The 17660-nt window shown below is 69.5% G+C and carries 19 protein-coding genes and 1 pseudogene; 7 read left to right on the top strand and 13 right to left on the bottom strand.

Annotation, left to right across the window (positions count from 1 at the left end):
* Positions 1-327 precede the first annotated feature (327 nt).
* Positions 328-528 (top strand): hypothetical protein, encoded by a 201-nt coding sequence (locus tag FV242_RS00770; protein WP_147906818.1) that lies wholly within the window; start codon positions 328-330, stop codon positions 526-528.
* 11 nt (positions 529-539) lie between these two features.
* Here the strand turns inward: FV242_RS00770 and FV242_RS34260 are convergent, their stop codons facing one another.
* The 7 genes and pseudogenes from FV242_RS34260 to FV242_RS00740 all read right to left on the bottom strand — a co-directional run bounded on the left by FV242_RS34260 (position 540) and on the right by FV242_RS00740 (position 7338).
* Positions 540-698: a hypothetical protein gene (locus FV242_RS34260; protein WP_187278298.1), complete on the bottom strand. Its 159-nt coding sequence runs from the start codon at positions 696-698 to the stop codon at positions 540-542.
* 169 nt (positions 699-867) lie between these two features.
* Positions 868-1266, bottom strand: a complete 399-nt coding sequence (locus FV242_RS00765) for a cupin domain-containing protein (RefSeq protein ID WP_147937581.1) — start codon at positions 1264-1266, stop codon at positions 868-870.
* Between the two features lie 33 nt (positions 1267-1299).
* A complete protein-coding gene (locus FV242_RS00760) occupies positions 1300-2046 on the bottom strand; it encodes an SDR family NAD(P)-dependent oxidoreductase (protein ID WP_147937580.1) in 747 nt (248 codons plus the stop codon).
* Between the two features lie 120 nt (positions 2047-2166).
* Positions 2167-3081 (bottom strand): annotated as a pseudogene (locus FV242_RS00755) (LysR family transcriptional regulator).
* Between the two features lie 42 nt (positions 3082-3123).
* A complete protein-coding gene (locus tag FV242_RS00750) occupies positions 3124-3345 on the bottom strand; it encodes a hypothetical protein (protein WP_147906822.1) in 222 nt (73 codons plus the stop codon).
* Between the two features lie 193 nt (positions 3346-3538).
* Positions 3539-5698, bottom strand: a complete 2160-nt coding sequence (gene mdoH / locus FV242_RS00745; RefSeq protein WP_281407024.1) for a glucans biosynthesis glucosyltransferase MdoH — start codon at positions 5696-5698, stop codon at positions 3539-3541.
* Positions 5699-5760: 62 nt separating this feature from the next.
* Positions 5761-7338: a glucan biosynthesis protein D gene (locus FV242_RS00740; protein ID WP_147937643.1), complete on the bottom strand. Its 1578-nt coding sequence runs from the start codon at positions 7336-7338 to the stop codon at positions 5761-5763.
* Between the two features lie 158 nt (positions 7339-7496).
* Between FV242_RS00740 and FV242_RS00735 the strand changes: the two genes are divergently transcribed.
* From FV242_RS00735 to FV242_RS00725, 3 genes are all read left to right on the top strand, one after another.
* A complete protein-coding gene (locus FV242_RS00735) occupies positions 7497-8093 on the top strand; it encodes an HPF/RaiA family ribosome-associated protein (protein ID WP_147853104.1) in 597 nt (198 codons plus the stop codon).
* A 134-nt stretch (positions 8094-8227) separates the two neighbouring features.
* Positions 8228-8695: a PTS IIA-like nitrogen regulatory protein PtsN gene (gene ptsN, locus FV242_RS00730; protein ID WP_147906825.1), complete on the top strand. Its 468-nt coding sequence runs from the start codon at positions 8228-8230 to the stop codon at positions 8693-8695.
* Complete coding sequence (locus FV242_RS00725) at positions 8695-9021, top strand: hypothetical protein (RefSeq protein ID WP_147937578.1); 327 nt, start codon at positions 8695-8697, stop codon at positions 9019-9021. Before ptsN ends, FV242_RS00725 begins: the two co-directional genes overlap by 1 nt.
* Before the next feature lie 226 nt (positions 9022-9247).
* On the opposite strand, the gene FV242_RS00720 is transcribed toward FV242_RS00725, so the two are convergent.
* The 3 genes from FV242_RS00720 to ftsE form a co-directional block, all read right to left on the bottom strand.
* A complete protein-coding gene (locus FV242_RS00720) occupies positions 9248-10030 on the bottom strand; it encodes a YdcF family protein (protein ID WP_147906827.1) in 783 nt (260 codons plus the stop codon).
* Between the two features lie 152 nt (positions 10031-10182).
* Complete coding sequence (locus tag FV242_RS00715; protein ID WP_147906828.1) at positions 10183-11151, bottom strand: ABC transporter permease; 969 nt, start codon at positions 11149-11151, stop codon at positions 10183-10185.
* Positions 11148-11840, bottom strand: coding sequence for a cell division ATP-binding protein FtsE (gene ftsE / locus FV242_RS00710; protein ID WP_147906829.1), 693 nt, complete (start codon positions 11838-11840; stop codon positions 11148-11150). The genes FV242_RS00715 and ftsE overlap by 4 nt, the downstream gene beginning before the upstream one ends.
* A gap of 238 nt (positions 11841-12078) precedes the next feature.
* Between ftsE and FV242_RS00705 the strand changes: the two genes are divergently transcribed.
* The 3 genes from FV242_RS00705 (at position 12079) to FV242_RS00695 (ending at position 15535) form a co-directional block, all read left to right on the top strand.
* The gene (locus tag FV242_RS00705) at positions 12079-12855 is read left to right on the top strand and encodes a zinc-ribbon domain-containing protein (protein WP_147937577.1); all 777 of its coding nucleotides are present in this window, start codon (positions 12079-12081) and stop codon (positions 12853-12855) included.
* A gap of 550 nt (positions 12856-13405) precedes the next feature.
* Positions 13406-14362 carry a helix-turn-helix domain-containing protein gene (locus FV242_RS00700; protein ID WP_147937576.1) on the top strand — a complete coding sequence of 319 codons (957 nt, stop codon included), beginning with the start codon at positions 13406-13408 and terminating at the stop codon, positions 14360-14362.
* A gap of 216 nt (positions 14363-14578) precedes the next feature.
* Positions 14579-15535 carry a helix-turn-helix domain-containing protein gene (locus tag FV242_RS00695; RefSeq protein WP_147937575.1) on the top strand — a complete coding sequence of 319 codons (957 nt, stop codon included), beginning with the start codon at positions 14579-14581 and terminating at the stop codon, positions 15533-15535.
* Here FV242_RS00695 and FV242_RS00690 read toward each other — a convergent pair whose 3' ends face one another.
* The 3 genes from FV242_RS00690 to FV242_RS00680 all read right to left on the bottom strand — a co-directional run bounded on the left by FV242_RS00690 (position 15536) and on the right by FV242_RS00680 (position 17630).
* On the bottom strand, positions 15536-16711 hold the full coding sequence (locus FV242_RS00690) for a glycosyltransferase family 2 protein (protein ID WP_147937574.1): 1176 nt from the start codon (positions 16709-16711) through the stop codon (positions 15536-15538).
* Between the two features lie 112 nt (positions 16712-16823).
* Positions 16824-17216, bottom strand: a complete 393-nt coding sequence (locus tag FV242_RS00685; protein ID WP_147937573.1) for a thioredoxin family protein — start codon at positions 17214-17216, stop codon at positions 16824-16826.
* Between the two features lie 117 nt (positions 17217-17333).
* Positions 17334-17630, bottom strand: coding sequence for a hypothetical protein (locus FV242_RS00680; protein ID WP_147937572.1), 297 nt, complete (start codon positions 17628-17630; stop codon positions 17334-17336).
* Positions 17631-17660 lie beyond the last annotated feature (30 nt).

The raw sequence follows: 17660 nt of genomic DNA, 5'->3' as shown, positions 1-17660 counted from the left end.
GGGGCCCTGCCATAGCCGCCGCGCGGTCGGATGCAAGGTGCCGGGCAGGCGCCTGCCTTCATCGGCCGCGGCTCTGACGGTGGGGATCAAGTTCGGGACGCGTGATTACGACGATGGTCTTGCGATCGAACGGCAGAGTGGCAGCGGCTCTACGGTATCCCGAAACATGTCCAGCGCCGTCGCCGCGAAAACATCTCCGATGGCGCTGCGGATGACCCGAGGTATGAGGCTGACCCGGTCGTCCATTGATCCGCCGCAACCCGTCATCACCCCGTCGTCGATTGGTGCCGGAATCGGGTCCGCTTGTTCTGGACTGGCGAGCAGCCCGTGCGCTTCGAGATTCGCGCCACCGACCGGACGCAGTGGACCTGGGTTCTCATGGACGAGACCGAGGAGCCCGTGGCCGAGTCGCGGCGGGACTTCCCGTCTCAGGCGCAGGCCACGGCGGCCGCGATGGCGTTCGCCCAGCTCGTGGCCCGGGCCGGGCGGCATCTCGCCGGCGCTCCCCGGGCCGGCGGCTTCCTGTAGCGCGCCGGGCGTCAGGCGCGGTGACGCAGCAATCCCATCACGCTCCAGCAGGCGATGAAGCAGCCGACGCCCATGGCGCCGAGGCAGCTGATGGTGCGCACCGGCTCTCCCCGGGCCAGCACGATGGCGAGGGCCACGGGCAGCAGGAGGATCGCGAACACCAGAGTCATGGACAGCTCCGTTTGGGCTGACCCGACCCTAGGTCCTGAATGGTTAATCAGCCCTCACGCGGGCCATTCCGAATGTGCCGCCGCGGATGTGGGGCGCGGTCCTGCGTCGGCGAGCGGGTCGGAGTGGGCGCTCCACTGCAAGTGCCTCCGCGTGATGCGGGCTACCGCGTCACGAGCCGTGAAATGCGTCGTCGCTCACCTGTTCCAGCCACGTCACGGCCTGACCGTCCAGCCGCTCCTGGATGGCGATATGGGTCATCGCCGTCGTCGCCGTGGCACCGTGCCAGTGCCTCTCACTGGGCTCGAACCAGACGACGTCGCCCGGCGCGACCTCCGCGATGGGACCGCCCTCGCGCTGGACCCAACCGCGCCCGAAAGTCACGATCAGCGTCTGGCCGAGAGGGTGCGTGTGCCACGCGGTCCGCGCACCCGGCTCGAAGGTCACGCTCGCCATGGCGACGCGTGCGGGATCGGGCGCATTGTGGAGTGGGTCGATCCGTACCGTCCCGGTGAACCACTCGGAGGGTCCCGGGCCCGAAGGCTGGCTTCCGCTGCGCTTGATGTCCATTCGATCGATCCTCCGTCGTCTCGAAACCGTTCCTCAGAGCGACCAACCGCCATCGACGGAAATCGACGCACCGGTCACGAACGCGCCGAGGTCGGAGCACATCCACAGAACGGCTTCCGCGATCTCCTCAGGCTTGCCGAGCCGCCCGACCGGCTCGAGGTCGATTGCCTTCTGGATATCGCCACCGGTGAAGCGGTCCATCATCGGCGTCTCGATGTTCCCAGGCAGGACGGCGTTCACCCGGATGTTCGATTTCGCGTAATCGAGGGCGGCGGACTTGGTCAGCCCGATCAAAGCATGCTTGGACGCGGCGTAGCTCGCCCCACTCGCGACGCCCCGGATGCCCGCGCCGGACGCGGTGTTGACCACCACGCCGCCGCCCTGGCGCAGCATCTGCGCGATCTCCTGCTTCATGCACATGAACGTGCCGCGCAGGTTGATGGCGAGGATCCGGTCCCACGCGTCGAGGTCGATCCGGTGGACCGGAGCGGCCGTGTTCTCGACGCCCGCGTTGTTGAAGGCGCAGTCGAGCCGGCCGAACCGCTCGACCGTGCCGGCCACCGCGTTTTCCACGTCCTCCGGCACTGACACGTCGCACCGGATCGCCAGCACTTCGCCGCCGCCCGCTTCGATTGCGCCGCGAACCTGTTCCAGCGGAGCCTCCATGCGGTCGGTGATCGCGACGCGCGCGCCCTCCTGCGCAAAGGCGAGCGCGGCGGCGCGGCCGATGCCGCTGGCAGCACCCGTGATGAAGGCGACCTTTCCGGTGAAACGGCGCATGTCTCGATCTTTCCGCTGACCTCGATGAGGTGCCTGACCTAGACCCCGCGCGGGTCGCCGGTCAGCCGTCCCTTCCTCATCGGAACGATGAGTCGAACTCATCGCCGGGCGGCGCGGCCTCTACAGGCCGAGCGGTTTCACTGCGCGGATCAGGTCCAGGAGGAGCCGCAATCCAGTCGGGAGCTGGCGGCGTCCGGGATAGTAGAGGTGGAAGCCCGCACCCGTCGGGACCCAGTCCGCCAGCACGATCCGCAGCTCGCCTCGGGCCACGGCGGGTCAGACGCAGGGCTCTGGAAGATACGCGAGGCCACCACCTGCCACCGCGAGCGTGAGGGCGAAGTGCGTGTTGTCGATCGTCACCGCGCCCGGAACGTCGATCGCGAACGCCTCGGACCCCTTCTCGAACTCCCACCGGTAGAGGCTCTCGTCGCCGAGGCGAATGCGCAGGCACCGGTGTGCCAAGAGGTCGGACGGATGATCGGGCGTTCCGTGCCGGTCGAGATAGCCAGGAGCGCCGACCACCACCCAGCGCAGATCGGCCGACAGGCGTTGCGCGACCATGTCCTGGGGCACCGTTCCGCCATAGCGGATGCCCGCATCGGCCCCGGTCTCCACGACGTCGAGCAGCTCGTTGGACACCCGGACGTCGATCTCCACCTGCGGATGACGCGCATGGAACAGGGGTAGAACCGGGGCAAGCAGGAGCGTGCTCGCATGTTCGAGCACGTTGAGGCGGATCCGCCCCGTGGCCTCGGTCGGCTCACGGTGCCGGTTGAGCACGTCGAGGGCGCTTCCGATCGCCGCGAACGGTGCGTCCAGCGAAGCGAGCAGATCCTCGCCAGCCGCGGTCAGGGTCACGCTCCGGCTGGTGCGGTTGACGAGGCGCACGCCGAGGCGTGCCTCCATCGCCTTGAGTGCGTGACTCAAGGCAGACGCGCTGACGCCAAGCGCGAGGCCCGCCCGTCTGAAGCTACGGTGGCGCGCGATGGCGACGAAGGTTCCAAGGTCGGCGAGATCGGTCCGATTGATCCGCATCGTCTTGTCCCGAAGGCCTGCGGCCACCGTTCGAGAACGGTTCTAGCCGGGCGCGATCCGCAGGGCGCACACCTCCGCACCGCTCTCGTCCGTGACCCAGAACCGCCAATTCGGGCTGTCCCAGAATGTCCCGCCGAGATCTTTCAGCATTTCGGCGGCGGCGACCACCGCCTGGACGCGAGCTGCGTGCTGGTCCGCAAGCTCCAGACCGTCCTCATCGAGGCTGGTCACGTGATCCTGGTAGTGAAAGTAGTAGCGCGGCATCGGCAAACCCCCGTGCAGTTCGAGCGGGAGTCCAGACGAGTCTCTCAGCCACCGGCGCTCGTGCAGTCAGCCGGCGATACTCGACGCTACCAGTAACGCAGCGCGTTGTCGCCGCCTGTGCGGCGATAGGTATCTGTGAGCGGGTGCTTCAGGACTATAAGCCCGAAGCATCCGCCTTCCAGAGCCCCATCGGTCACTCCCCGGTGCTGGCCTGATCCAGACGTACCAGACGGTCGAGGAGGGCGCGGTCGTGAAGCAGCGCCATGCGTTCCTTCGGAGACAGCCAGGCCCGAGCCTCCGCCACGGTTGCGGCCTCGCAGATCTTGGCGGTGGCCAGGGTCTGGTCGGGGTCGATGGCCCCTCGGGGCCGTGACAGCCCGACGGGGAGCATGCGGGCATGGGCCTCGGCCAGTACCGGATCGGCGTGGAGCGCGCTCAGCGCGTCGGCCTCGTCGAGGCCCTGTGCGGCGTTGCGGGCCGCCAGGATGCCGGCCCGGACGGCGATCTCCGGCGGGGTCGCCTCCTCGGGGGTCGCCAGCAGACGACGGCTCTTGAGTGCCAGCCCGAGGTCGAGCTGGCCGCTGGCCCAGGAGATCGGGATCGCCAAGACCAAGCCCAGGATCGTCGGGCTCATCCAGAGGAACAGCGAGGTCGCGAGCGCGAAGGCTGCGATGCCGGCGACCAGGCCGAGCGCCGTATGCCAGCGATGGCGGGCGACGATGTCGCGCATCGGGATCGAGCCGTCGTCACGGCGCTGCGGGTTCCAGCCGGTGTCGCGCCCGAGCAGGATGCCCATCACCGAGCCGGACTGGATTACCATGGCCACCGGCGCCACCAGGGCCGACAGCAGGACCTCCACCAGGCTCGACAGGATCAGCCGGCCGGCGCCGCCGCAGGCCCGGCGCACCGGCCCATCGAGGAGGGCCACGATCAGGCCCAGGAGCTTCGGGGCCAGCAGGACCGCCATGGTCAAGCCGAACAGCTGGAGTGCGCGAACGGGGTCGAATCGCGGGAAGACCGGCGAGAACCCGGCGCCGCCGAAATAGTCCGGCCGCTCCGTGGCGGTCTGCAGGACTAGGAGGATACCGACCACGAGCTGGCACAGCCAGAGCGGGGAGGCGAGGTAGCCGGCGATACCGGTGGCGAAGTGCTGGCGCGTGGCCGGGTGCAGGCCGGCCGCCCCGATCACCCGGGCATGCTGCAGGTTGCCCTGCGCCCAGCGGCGGTCGCGGACCGCCACGTCGATCAACGAAGGCGGGCTCTCCTCGTAGGAGCCGGGCAGTTGCGGCAGCATGTAGACCGCCCAGCCGGCGCGGCGGATCAGGGCGGCCTCGACGAAGTCGTGGGACAGGATGTGGCCGCCGAAGGGCGGCTTGCCCGGCAGGTCCGGCAGCCCGCAGGCCTGGGCGAACGCCCGCGTGCGGATGATCGCGTTGTGGCCCCAGTAATTGCCGTCGCGACCCGACCAAGCAGACAGCCCGGCGGCGATCACCGGCCCGTAGATCCGGGCGGCGAATTGCTGGAGGCGGGCGAACAGGGTGTTGCGGTTGATGATCAGCGGCAGCGTCTGGACGATGCCCGAATCCGGGTCGGCCTCCATGGCGGCCGCGAGTGCCACCACGGCCGGACCGCTCATCAGGCTGTCGGCGTCGAGAACCAGCATGTGGTCGTAGTGGCCGCCCCAGCGGGTGACGAAGTCGCCGATATTGCCGGCCTTGCGGTGATGGTTCTTCGGCCGATGCCGGTAGTACAGCCGGGCATCCGGGCCGAGGCGGTGGCGCAGGTCGAGGAAGGCGCGCTCCTCGGCGATCCAGGCGTCGGCTTGCGTCGAATCGGAGAGCACGAACCAGTCGAAATGGCCGCCCAGGCCAGTGGCCTCCACGGCTTCGCGCATGGCCTCGACGCCGGCAAAGGTTCGGGCCGTGGCCTCGTTGTAGACCGGCATCAGCACGGCGGTGCGGGTGTGCAGCGCAGTCGGGACCGGGGCCGGACGCGGCTGGCGCAGGAGCGTCGCGAAGCCGAGCAGCCCGTTGGTGAAGGCCAGCGCGATCCACGAGAAGGTCAGGCAGAACAGCACGACCAGGACGAGCTGCAGGGCGGTCGGGCTGCCGGAAACCGACACGGTCTCGACCATCTGCCAGCCGCCGAAACCGGTCAGCGCCAGCGCGCCGCCGAACACGAATAGCCGGGCCGCCCACGGGCTTTTCCGCGGCCGCGTCGGCCGGTGGCCGGCCGCACGGTCCCAGCTGGAGAGGTCCTGCACCGGCATCGCCAGGGGCGCCTCGGGCGGCATCGCAGCAATCTTGTCGGGGCGCGCGGTCCCGCCATCCGGGCTGGATGCGGGCGGCGTCAACGTGGTGGTCTCGTCCAGGCGCACGGTCGGGTGTGATCCTCGGGATGATGGGCGACGAAAAATTACGGCGTCCAGCGGAACAGCCAGGTCTCGCTGGCCCGCTCCTGGCCGCGCCGGAGTCCGAGACGCAATTCGCTCGCCCGCTCGCTGCCGGGATCGAGCTCGAATAGCACCCGCAGGGTCCGGCGCTCGGGATAGGAGAACCGGTCCTGCCGGGTGATCGTCCCGGCGGAGGCGCTGAGCGCCACCTCGATCTCCTCGGGCCGGGTCATTCCATCACCCTCGAAATCGACCGCGAACAGGCGCCGGTTGCCGGTGCTGCCGTGGCCGCACCGGCTATCCTTCACCCGGGCGAGTTCGGGGGGCAGCGGATCGGGCCATCCCCTGGACCAGTGCTGGCGGCAGAGGAAGCGCATCTCGCCGCCCTTGGCGAGCTTTGCCTTCGGGCGCCAGTAGGCGAACACGTTCTCGTTCAGCTCGGAATCGCTCGGGATTTCGAGAAGCGTCACGGCCCCCTCGCTCCAATCGTCCTGCGGCTCGATCCACAGGGACGGGCGCCGCTCCCAGCGCCGGCGGTCGTCCTCGAAGTCGTCGTACGAGCGGGCGCGCTGCATCAGGCCGAAACCCTTCGGCCCCCGGTCCAGGAAGGCCGAGACCTGCAGCGCCTCGGGATTGTGCACCGGGCGCCAGATCGGCTCGCCGTAGCCGTTGCGGATCGCCAGCCCCTCCACCGAGAAGGCGGCGGCGCGCAGGTCGTCGACCTTCTGCCGGTCGAGCGGCCCGAACAGGTAGCTGCCCTGCATGCCGCCGAGGCCGATATGGTCGAGCTCGGCCCGGGCGAACACGGTGCCGTCGATCCCGGCCACGGAGGCCTCGCGGCCCGGCGTCAACGTGAGCTTGAACGCGGCGGCGGCCGATTCCGACTCGACCAGCGCGTGGACGACGATCGGCCGCCCGGGCTCTGGTACCTCGATGAACAGGGCGCGGAACAGCGGGAATTCCTCGCCGCGGGAATCGGCCGGTCGCAGGGCGAGCGCCCGGGCGTTGATGCCGAAATCCTGGCCCTCGGCCACCAGGCGGAAGAACGAGGCGCCCTGGAACAGCGCGAAGTTCGACAACTCGGTCCCGTCGCCGAAGCGGGCGCGCAGGCGGAACCCCGAGAAGGCGGTGTCGGCGTTCAGCTCCGGCAGGGCGATGTTGGCGGCGATCAGGCTGTCCCTGTCGTAGGCGATCGGCTGCACCAGCCCGTTCTCGACGACGAAGAGGGACACCGGCGTGTCGAAGATCGACCCGCGCAGCAGCGGCTCGATCTCGTAGCCGAAGTCCCGGCCGGCCCAGACCGCGCGGCCGGGCACCGGGTGGATCGCCTCGTAGGCGTCCCGGGACAACCCCTTCAGCACGGCCGGCACGTCGTCGGTCTTCGGCGCCGCGTAGGGCGCGGAGGCCCGGGCGCGGGCGATGTCAGCGAGGGTCCCGGCCTCGAACGGCGCGCCGGCGCCCGGCAGGGTCGTCCCCGGGTTGGCGCCGGCCGGCTCGGCCGCGCGCGCGATCGCCGGCAGGGATCCCGCGGCGATACCCACGGCTCCGGCCAACAGGGCACGGCGGGTGGGGGCGGCGGCGAATCCGTCGGCGGTGGTCATGCGGGCCTGCATCTCAGGTGTCGGAACGGTGCCTGTATACCGGGAGGCTGGCTGAACCCAGGGTTAAGCCGCGGCCCCGACGGAACGGGCGCGAGTCCGTTGACTTAGAGCAAGCCGGCTCTCTAATTCTTGGGACTGAATCGCACGGGGGAGGAAGCATGGGATCGTTGCGGGTCACAGGCCACGGCGTGGATCTCGGAGAGAGTCTGCGCGGCCGTGTCGATGAGCGGATGTCCGCGACTTTGACGAAGTATCTCGACTCGCACATGAGCGATTCCTGCACCGGCCACGTCACGCTCCGGCGCGACGGAACGGCCTACCGCACGGATTGCGTCCTGCACCTCGTGTCGGGGCTGACCATCGAGGCGGTTGGCGTCGCCCACGACGCGCGGTCGAGCTTCGAGCAGACCGCCGACAAGCTCGAGACGCGCCTGCGCCGCTACAAGCATCGGTTGAAGCAGCACGCCACCGGCCCCAACGATCCCGCGGCGATCGAGGCTGCCTACGCTGTGTTCGCCCCGCCGGACGAGGTGGACGAGGATGAGCCGGAGGACGGCGATGCCCACCCGCCGATCGTTGCCGAGAGCACCAAAACCCTGCAGCGCCGGACGATCGGCGAGGCGGTGACCGCGCTCGACATGACGGGATCCCCAGTGGTTGTGTTCGTCCACGCTGGCACCGGGCGCGTCAACGTCGTATACCGGCGCAGCGATGGTGCGATCGGCTGGGTGGACCCGCCGGGCGCCGTCGACTGACGCGTGTGGACCGGGAGGAACGGAGCCGGAACCGGCCCGTTCTCCGGCCCATTGATAGTCAGGGGCGTCATCCGATACGCCTCTGCGACGAGGCCCGTTCCGACGTGGATGGGTGACGGGGCAACGGTCGATCGATGCCAATTCTGGAATTCCTCGACCCCGAATCGGTCGTGCAGTCGCTGCGCGCGAGGGCCAAGAAGCAGGTGCTTCAGGAGCTCGCGGCGCAGGCCGTGCGCCGGCTGCCGGCGCTCGACGAGCGGCCTGTGTTCGATACGCTGCTCCAGCGCGAGCGCCTCGGCTCGACCGGAATCGGCGACGGCGTGGCGATCCCGCATGGCAAGCTGCCGGGGCTCGACCGGTTGTTCGGCCTGTTCGCCCGGTTCGACCGCCCGGTGGATTTCGAGGCCCTGGACGGACAGCCGGTGGACATCGCGTTCCTGCTGCTCGCCCCCGAAGGCGCGGGCGCCGATCACCTGAAGGCGCTGGCCCAGGTCGCCCGGGTCCTTCGCGAGCCCGGCATGCTCAACCATATCCGCGCCGCCCGCGATGCCAGCGCGCTCTATGCTTTGCTCACCCGCTCGACGGCGCCGCAGGCCGCCTGATGCCGATGTTCCGTGTCGCCGCGATCCTGGTGATCCTCGGGGTGCTGCCCAGCGTCGCGCAGGCGCAGGGTGAAGCCACCTGCGGCCGGGATGTCCTGGTGGCCCAGTCGATGCAGCGTCAGGCCCTGGAGCAACTCGAACAGGCGGATGGCGACGATGCCAAGAACTGCCGCGTCTGGCGCCGCCACGTCGACACGATGCGCCGGGTCGCGAGCGTTTACGGACGCTGCCTCTCGGGTTCCGAGCGTGCCCGGAGCCTCGCCCAGGTGCAAGGCTCGGACCGAGAGTTCTCGGCGGCGATCAAAGCGCGCTGCGGCGCGCATTGAGGTCTGGCCTCGCGATTAAGCGCCCTGTTTATCGTCGCCGCTTCTAATTCTCGCTCGACCATCGACCCTGTCAGTCCGTGTCCGCGCAGCGGAGCCACGGATCCTTGGTCACAATAAATCCAGGTCTTGCCCTATCGGCGGCTCCCGATTCGGGGGCTCGCCTGCGGGGCCGCGCTAGGACACGGCCGGCTCGGTAGATCGGACGACGGATCGTCATCCGAAAATCTCAATCGAGTCCGCGCATCATCAGCGGCTCGGCCACCATCTTCACCGGTTTGCCGCGGCCGATCAGGATCGCCGCCCGGGAGCGCTCCGGATCGTCCTCGAAGCGGGTGCGGACCCAGCTCGCCAGGAACTTCACGTATTCGGAGGCGAGGAGCCTGGCCGTGGGCGGGCTCCGCCACCAGCGGTCGGCATCCAGACCCTCGGTTACGACCGGATGCGGCAGGACGCGGTCGCTGTCCTGGAGCGCGTGGTCGAGCTCGATGAGTGTGCGCGGCATGTGGTAGTTCGAGGTCACCACCGCGACGGTGTTGAAGCGGTGCGCCCGCATCCAGCGACGGGTCTCAATAGCATTGCCGATGGTGTTGCGGGCCCTGTAGTCGAGATCGACGCAGCAGGCGATCAGGGCGCGCTGGGTCGGGTTCAGCCGGGTGATCTCGTCGCGGCTGGTGCGCTCGTTGACACCGGTGATGAGAAGGCGTCGCCCGTAGCCGCCGGCCAGCAAATCGATTGCGTCGCCGATCCGCTGCGCCCCACCGGTTAACGCAACGATCCCGTCGGCCCGATCGGCCGGGCTCCGCTCGTGCCGGGCCAGCGCGCTGACGAAGACCAGGAAGCCGACGAAGAGGGCCAGGCTGCCGGCGCAGGCGGCAAGTCCGCAAACCCAGACGGCGAGCCGGTGCCGGGGATGCGACCGCGCCGGTGCGGGACCGCGGCGCGGGAGAACCCGCTCGTTCCAGGCCCAACCGAGGGCGTCGGTCGGGTAGGGGGCCGGTGCGCGTTGCATCCGCGTGGTCATCCTCCGGAGGATCGGCGCCGAATGCGGCGGCCCGGAGGCGGCCCGATCGACCCCATCCACACCGCCGCGATAACCTTTCCCAACCCTTAACGGTTTGCCACGACCCCCTGTTTCCCCTGCATGGCCATGTTGTTACGCGGTCAGGACAGGAAGCGCCGGACGGTGATCCGCGAGACGATCCCCGTGACCAGCGAGGCAATCACGCCAATCAGGATCACGCTGGCATAACCGCGCAGCCCGACCTGGACGGCGCCGAACAGGGCTTCGACCTCCTGTCCGGCCGGGCCGGACCGGGCCGCCCGGGCCAGCAGTCCGGCGATCGCGAAAGCCAGGATCGCCAGGCCGGCACCGATCGCACCCCCGCGTAGACCCAGCCCGAAGAACCGGCGCTGGAACGCGCGGGCGATGTAGTCGTCGTCGGCACCGACGAAGTGAAGCACCTCCACCACCTCGCGGTTGCCCGCCATGGCACCCCGCGTCGCGAAGGTGACGGCTAGACCGGTGGCGACCAGCACCAGCACCACCATCCCGATGCCGATGCCCACGAACGCGTTGGCCGCCGTCGAGAGCCGTTGGAGCCAGAGCGCGTGGTCGTCGAGGCTCGCCACCCCGGGCAGCGCCTCGGTCAGACGGGTACGCAAGCGCTTCAGGTCCGCGCTCCGGTTGTCGGCGAGCTTGAGTGCGATCAGGCGCGGGACAGGCAGGTCCGACAGATCGAGCCCGCTGCCGAGCCAGGGTTCCAGAAGCCGCTCGGCCTCCGCCTTGGAGAACACCCGCGCTTCGGCGATCCCGGGTTCGGACTTGGCGATGGTCTCGGCCCGGGCGACGTCGGCGTCGACTTCCCGGCCGGGGCCGGGCCGTACCTGGATCGTGACTTCCTGGGCGACGTCGCCCTGCCATTGCCCGGCATTCGTGGCGACGATTTCGGCGGCGCCCGCACAGAGGCCCGCCAGGAAGGTCAGGATCGCGATGACGGCCGCCAGCGACCGCCCGGCCGCGGTGTCGGTGGGGACCAGGGCGGCGTTGCGGCGCAGGCCCGTGGGCAGGACCGGATCCGCCGGGCCGGACGCGGAAGCTGGTTTGGGCCGGGCCGTCGCGGGGGCGCTCATTCCTCGATCCGCAGCCCGCCTTCGCCCAGCACCATACGGCGGGCGTCGACGGCGTCCATGATGCCGAAATCGTGGGTCGCGATGATCACCGAGGTCCCGAGCTTGTTCAATTCGAGGAACAGTCGCAGCAGGCGGCGCCCCAGCCCGGGATCGACGTTGCCGGTGGGTTCGTCCGCGAGCAGCAGGTCTGGCCGGGCGATCAGCGCCCGGGCGATAGCCGCGCGCTGCTTCTCCCCGCCCGACAGGAGGGGCGGCAGGGCGTGCATGCGCTCCCCGAGGCCGACCCAGCGCAGCAACTCCACCACCTCTGCGCGATAGCTGGTCTCCGACCGGCCCTGGACGCGGAGCGGCAGCGCCACGTTCTCGTAGGTGGTGAGGTGATCGAGCAGGCGGAAATCCTGGAACACAACCCCCATACGCCGCCGCAGTCCGGTAAGCGCCTTCGCGGAGATGCCGCTGACCTCCTCGCCGAAGATCGAGACGAGGCCGCGGGTCGGGCGCACCGACAGCAGGATCAGGCGCAGCAGCGTCGTCTTGCCGGCGCCCGACGGCCCGGTGAGGAACTGGAACGAACGCGGCGCGATCCGGAAACTCACGTCCGACAGCACCTCCGGCCCGAGGCCGTAGCGCATGCCGACGTTCTCGAACTGCACCACCGGCCGCTCCGCGCCGGGCAGCAGGCTCTTCATGCTCGCCTGTACGTTCAAAGCCGTGCCGGGTTTCGCCGATCCAAGGTGCCGAAATCGCCGGATGGGCGGGCGTTTTCAAGGCCGGTCAGCTTTCACTGACGCTTAACCCTCTTCGGCCACGCTTTCTCAACTGATTTTGCCGTCCGGCTCCAACCTGGACGATCGGACGGGGGATGCGATCCCGAAAGGTACCTGCCCGCCGGACCGGAGGCGAGCGCCCTGAGCGAATGGCCCGCGTATGCTGATCGTCTGCCCGAGCTGCGCCAGCGAATACCGGCTCGATGCCGGCAAGGTCGGCATGGAGGGCCGCTCGGTCCGCTGCGCCGCCTGCCGCGAAACCTGGTTCATCACCCCCGCCGACGTACTGGCCGGTCACGAGGCCGAGTTGGCCGAGCGGGCTGAGGCGGAGCCCGATCCGGTCGCCGACGCAGCCTGGCAAGAAGCCTCCGCCACGGTCCGGGCGGCCACCGACGTGCCTGAGCCAACACGAGCCCGCCGGCGCGCATCGCCGCGAGCCGACCGCGCCAAGGGCTGGCGCAGCGTTCAGGGCCTGTCGCCATCCCTCGCCGTCGGGCTGACCTTGCTGGCGGCCGTGCCTCTGATCTGCCTTGCCCGTGCCAGCGTGGTCCGGGCGGTCCCGCAGGCCGCCGCCCTGTTCGCCCGGGTCGGCTTGCCGGTGAACCTCCGCGGCATCGAGATCCGGGATGTCGTGGCCTTCAGGAATCCGGCCGAGGATGGCCGTCCGGCGGAACTTGTGATCGAGGGTGACCTCGTCGGAGTCGCCCGGACCGACGTACCGGTGGCGGCGCTGAGCGCCGAGATCCGCGACGCCGCCGGACGCGTGATCCGATCCTTCCCGGTCGCGCCGCCGCGGGCCGTGCTCGGGATGGCCGAGACCGCGCGGTTCCGCGGCACCCTGACGAGCCCGCCCGCATCGGGCCGGGCCGTGGTCCTGCGCTTCGCCGATGCCGAGACCGCACGCGATGACGCCCAAACTCCGCCCGGCGGCCACTGAAGCGAATCGAAGCCGGCTCCGGTCGGCCGGAAGTGGGATCGATCGACATCGCGCGTCGGGATGCCGCCGTGGAATTCTCTATGCGGCAATTGACCTGCGGTCTCGGCAGGACGGCAGGTCAAATCCATCCGCATGGCTTTCTCGGTCGTCAGCCGGGATCGATCCGCACATCGCACAGCCTGCGGCGGCGCTAGATCGATCTCCGATGCCGCGTCGACGGACAGGATCGGGCGGCGGCCAGGGACCACTGTTCTTGATCTCGTCGTCCGGGCGACGCGCACGAGGGATGCCATGTGATGAGATTTGGGCGGCAACGGTGACCTGTAACGGTCGGCGATTTTCGGAAATCGTCGAGGGTTTTGCGTCTACTTTTAACTGACGCGACAAGGAGTTTCAGGTCCGGAAAGGGTTTCCTTCCGCCGTGATCTGCGGCGCAGTGACGATTTTGCTCGCCTATTGCCTCTTGAGAACGGATCTGAAACTCTAGGTCAGCAGACGCACGGCGAGCGATCGCCAATACTCGAATTTAAGGTTGTGGGGCGGGTCCGCCGTGGTTGCCAAGAAAACCGTCCCGATCTTCTTTGGAACGACGGATGCCGTCGAGCCGAAACAGGCGTTCGACTATTGGCGCAGCACCGTCATGGCTGGCACCGACCTGGAGCGACTCGACCCGGAGGTCCCGTTCGCGGCCTCGCGCATGATCGCGGCATCCCGGCACGGATCGATCTTCCGGACGATCAGCCAACCCTTCAGCCTGGAGCGCAAGCCGCACCACGTCCGCAGCGACGGTCGGGACGAGATGGGCATCATGCTGGTCATTCGCGGCCGCGGCTACATCGAACAAGGCAACAACGGCGCGCTGCTGAATGCTGGCGACATCACCTTCCAGACCTGGGGACGGCCGGGCGGCGGCGGGAGTCTGTCCGACTACGAGGAAATCCGTCTCGCCGTGCCGCGCGCGACCTTCTTGGCGCATATCGGCAACGTCGACGACTTCGCAGCGAGGAAGTTCGCCGCCGGCCCGCTGAACGAACTCTTCGCGGCGTATCTGCGCGCGTTCGCGGGGTCGGTGGAAGCGATGTCGGATGCGGAGACCGGGATCGCGGTCGAAGGTGCGCTCCACCTGCTCCGGGGTGTCATCAACGGCCAGAATGCCCGGGCGGACAACGAATTGTCGGCGAACGCCCTCCGGTCCCTGGCGCTGGCGCGGATCGAACACCGCCTGCATGATCCGACGTTCGGCCCGGATGCTCTGGCGGCCGACCTTCGCATCTCCCGCAGCCGCCTCTACGCGGCCTTCTCAGGGGGGGAGGGGATCGCAGCGACAATCCGCGACGCGCGGCTCGACCGGGCCCACGACCGGATCATCCTGATGCGCAGGGCCGGGGTCCGGGTCTCGTCGATCATGGCGACCTGCGGCTTCACCGACCCGGCCGCCTTCAGCCAAGCCTTTCGACAACGCTTCGGCTTCTCGCCGCGGGACCTCCTGGCCCAGACTGTCGTCTGACCGGGTCCGGGCCGCCGTGACGCTGACCGCGAGGGTGCGGGCGAGCACCGTGGCGGGCAACGGCCCGGCTCATAACCGAAGCGTGGCTTTAGGTGGCACGACGTGCCGCCTCCTGCGTCGGCGGGGCTGATAGCGGACCGCCGAGTAGGCTTGCCGCCGGGCGCGCGTCACGCGGCTGGCTTTGGGCGGGTTCGGGCGTTGCGAGGCGAGGGCACCGTGAGTGTCGAGGCGAAGGTCCCCATCTTCTTTCAGACGACGGATGCCGTCGGGCCGAGGCATGCGTTCGCGTACTGGCGGGACGCGGTGCTCAGTGCCGCGACCATCACACCGTTCGATCCGGACGTCCCCTTCTCGGCCAGCCGCATGGTCGCGCCCTCCGCGCGGGGGACGCTGCTGCGCACCGTCAGCGCACCGGTGGGCGTGGATCGCACCGCGCGTCATATCGGCCGCGACGGACACGACGACATCGCAATCATGCTGGTAGCGGGCGGGCGGGGCTTCATCGAGCAGGGCAGCAACGACGCGCTCCTGGGCGCCGGCGACGTGGCCTTCCACGCCACGGGCAAGCCCGGCACTGCCGGCAGCAGCATCGGCTACGATGAGATCCGCCTCTCGGTGCCCCGCGCCATCTTTGCGGCGCAGATCGGAAACCCGCAGGATCTCATCGGCACGAAGCTGAGCGCCACGCCGTTGCGCGGGCTGCTGAGCGCGCATCTCGACGCCTTCGCGACCTCGGTCTCCGCCATGTCGGAAGCCCAGGCCGGTATCGCGATCGAAGGCGCCCTCCACATCCTCCGCGGCATCGTCCAAGGCCGGCGGCCGACGGAGGACGGGGAATTGTCCGTCGACGCGGTGCGCTCCCTGGCCCTCGCCCACATCCAGCGCTGCCTGCACGAGCCAGGGTTCGGCCCGCTGCCGCTGGCCGCATCCCTGCAGATCTCCCGAAGCCGCCTCTACGCCGCCTTTTCGGGCGGGGAGGGGATCGCGGCGACGATCCGCGACGCGCGGCTGGACCGCGCCCATGACCGCATCGTCATGATGCGGTCGGCGGGCGCCCGGATCGCATCGATCATGGCGAGTTGCGGCTTCACCGACGCGGCTGCGTTCAGCCGGGCCTTCCGGCAGCGCTTCGGTCTGTCGCCCCGGGATCTCCTCGCTCAAAGGAACGGATGATCAGATCCGCGTAGCGCGCGGATCAGCGGCTGGCCGCCCAGGCGCCGCCGCCTCGCCGGCAACCGATCGCACCCGGTGCGCGAGGCGCTGCGCCAGGCGGATCCCGACGATGCCGACCCGCGCGAGCCGGATCTGGCCCGGCAGCTGACGGGGACCGATCGGCCGATACGCCAGACGCGGGCTGGCGCGCTCGGCCTCCGCGATGGCCTGACCGAGGGGGAGCGCAGCGATCCGGCCGGCCTCCGCCGGGTCGATTCCGATGGCCTGCGCCCAAGCGAGACTCCTCCGCAGGCTGCCGGTGCCGTGCAAACGCCGGAACCGCCGCCGCCAGAGATGACGCCGCACCACCCGCGAAAAAACCTCCATCCGGGCGTCACAGAGGGCGTCCGGTTCCTCGCAGCGGGAGCGGATCGTGTCGGCTACCCCCCCGGGAGCCCGGCCGGTGAGCCGCGCCGAGATCGTCACGCAGACATCGGTGGCGTGCCGGACCCGCAGGCCGTGTTCGATCAGCCGGGCGATGAACGCGCCGTCCTCGCCGAGCGGGATCTCCGGCATGCCCCCGACCGCACGGTAGGCCGTCCGGGTCACCGCCAGGGTCGCGCCGATCGCGGTCCGGTGGCAGGGCCACGGGTCGTTCGGGTCCGGATCGATCCGTGCTTCGGCCTCGGTGATCAGGGCATCGTAGATGTCCTCGAGGTGCCCGCGGGCAGGGAGGGACGGCGGCAGGAGCGCGGCTTCCGCGGCGTCGAGTTCGACCCGGCCGGCGACCGCGTCGGCGCCGGCCTCGATGGCGGCGCGATTGCGGACGACCCAGTTCGGCGGAACGCGGCTATCCGCATCGGTTGACAGGATTATCCCCATATTCCCCGCATCCCCGAGCCAGGCGGCGGCGAGATCCATGGCCTTGCGCCGCGCCCAGCCGGCATGCGCGCCGGAGAACTCCTCGCTCGCGACCCGCACCGGGATCGATAGGGCCGGCGCCAGCCGTGCGACGAGGGCGTCGGTGCCGTCGGTGCAGTTGTTCAGGAACAGGACGAGCCCGAGGCTTCCTGGGGCGAGCCCGACCTGCGCGTCGATGGCCTGGAGACAGGCCTCGATCCGCTCGACCTCGTTGCGCACCGGGATCGCGATGATCGCGGTGGGCGTAGCATCGGCTGGCTTGGTGGTGCGCGTCACCGGGTCGGTCTCCGTCTGAGCCCGCACGGACGGGACCGGACGCGGGCCGCCCGGCTATGCCCGACGCTGCCTGAACGAAAACGGAAGGGGCAGCTCTGGCGGGATCGAGCCGTCAGAGCGTCTTTTCCAGCAGGCCCTCGATCCACTCCGGCTGGGTCTCGCCCACCGAGCGGCCCATCTCGGTCTCGCCCTTGTAGGCGATCAGCGTGCTCTGCATCCGCACATTGAGACGCCGCAGCAGGTCCTTCTGACTGTCGAAATCGATATCGAAGATCTGGAGATCCTTGAAGCGCGGCTCCGAGGCGAGCTTGGCCAGGATCGGTTTCTGCGTCTTGCAGATCGGGCACCAGGGGGCGCTGACTTCGATCAGGATCGGCTTGCCGCTCTTCTGCGCCGCCTCGAACGACGCGGCTGAGAACGGCATCGCCTCACCGGCAAGAGCCGGCGACAGGCTAGCCGCGAGGGCGAGACAGGCGAGCGCAAGCGCGGCGCGTCGGCTCTTCATGATCCGTTTCCTTCGGCGCCAGGGCCTTGATGGTCTTTCGGCGTCCTCGGTGTCGTTACACGATGGCGTCCGGAACGCGGCGCCGAAGGTGGGATCCGGCGCCGCCGCCCAGTCACATCATCGAGAGGCGTCGCCGAGCCGGTCCTGTTCGATCAGATCCGCGATGTCCTGCGCGTCCACCGCATCCATCGGCCGCCGGATCCGCAATGCCCGCGTGGGGGCACCGGCCCGCATCACAAGCACGATGGTCTCCATGTCCGGGCAGCCGGGATCTGCGCAGGCGATCTCGTTCACCGCAAGCGCGTCGGCCTCGCTCAGGCCGAGCGCAACGATCAGCTCCTGCTTCAGACGCGCCGCGATCCCGGCACGCTCCGCCGAGCGCGTGCGCCACGCTTTCAGACTCACGAAAGCCATGCCGAATGGTTTTCCCTGTGGCGAAGGCGG

It is taken from the genome of Methylobacterium sp. WL64, assembly GCF_008039945.1.
In the GTDB taxonomy this organism is placed as follows: domain Bacteria; phylum Pseudomonadota; class Alphaproteobacteria; order Rhizobiales; family Beijerinckiaceae; genus Methylobacterium.
Note: the sequence above shows the minus strand (reverse complement) of the source record. Positions and strands in the feature narration are given on the sequence as shown.

Coding starts and splice junctions, on each gene's coding strand:
- FV242_RS34260 (WP_187278298.1), bottom strand. CDS start 698: ATGACTCTGGTGTTCGCGATCCTCCTGCTGCCCGTGGCCCTCGCCATC.
- FV242_RS00765 (WP_147937581.1), bottom strand. CDS start 1,266: ATGGACATCAAGCGCAGCGGAAGCCAGCCTTCGGGCCCGGGACCCTCC.
- FV242_RS00760 (WP_147937580.1), bottom strand. CDS start 2,046: ATGCGCCGTTTCACCGGAAAGGTCGCCTTCATCACGGGTGCTGCCAGC.
- FV242_RS00750 (WP_147906822.1), bottom strand. CDS start 3,345: ATGCCGCGCTACTACTTTCACTACCAGGATCACGTGACCAGCCTCGAT.
- FV242_RS00740 (WP_147937643.1), bottom strand. CDS start 7,338: ATGACCACCGCCGACGGATTCGCCGCCGCCCCCACCCGCCGTGCCCTG.
- FV242_RS00735 (WP_147853104.1), top strand. CDS start 7,497: ATGGGATCGTTGCGGGTCACAGGCCACGGCGTGGATCTCGGAGAGAGT.
- ptsN (WP_147906825.1), top strand. CDS start 8,228: ATGCCAATTCTGGAATTCCTCGACCCCGAATCGGTCGTGCAGTCGCTG.
- FV242_RS00725 (WP_147937578.1), top strand. CDS start 8,695: ATGCCGATGTTCCGTGTCGCCGCGATCCTGGTGATCCTCGGGGTGCTG.
- FV242_RS00720 (WP_147906827.1), bottom strand. CDS start 10,030: ATGCAACGCGCACCGGCCCCCTACCCGACCGACGCCCTCGGTTGGGCC.
- FV242_RS00715 (WP_147906828.1), bottom strand. CDS start 11,151: ATGAGCGCCCCCGCGACGGCCCGGCCCAAACCAGCTTCCGCGTCCGGC.
- ftsE (WP_147906829.1), bottom strand. CDS start 11,840: ATGAAGAGCCTGCTGCCCGGCGCGGAGCGGCCGGTGGTGCAGTTCGAG.
- FV242_RS00705 (WP_147937577.1), top strand. CDS start 12,079: ATGCTGATCGTCTGCCCGAGCTGCGCCAGCGAATACCGGCTCGATGCC.
- FV242_RS00685 (WP_147937573.1), bottom strand. CDS start 17,216: ATGAAGAGCCGACGCGCCGCGCTTGCGCTCGCCTGTCTCGCCCTCGCG.
- FV242_RS00680 (WP_147937572.1), bottom strand. CDS start 17,630: ATGGCTTTCGTGAGTCTGAAAGCGTGGCGCACGCGCTCGGCGGAGCGT.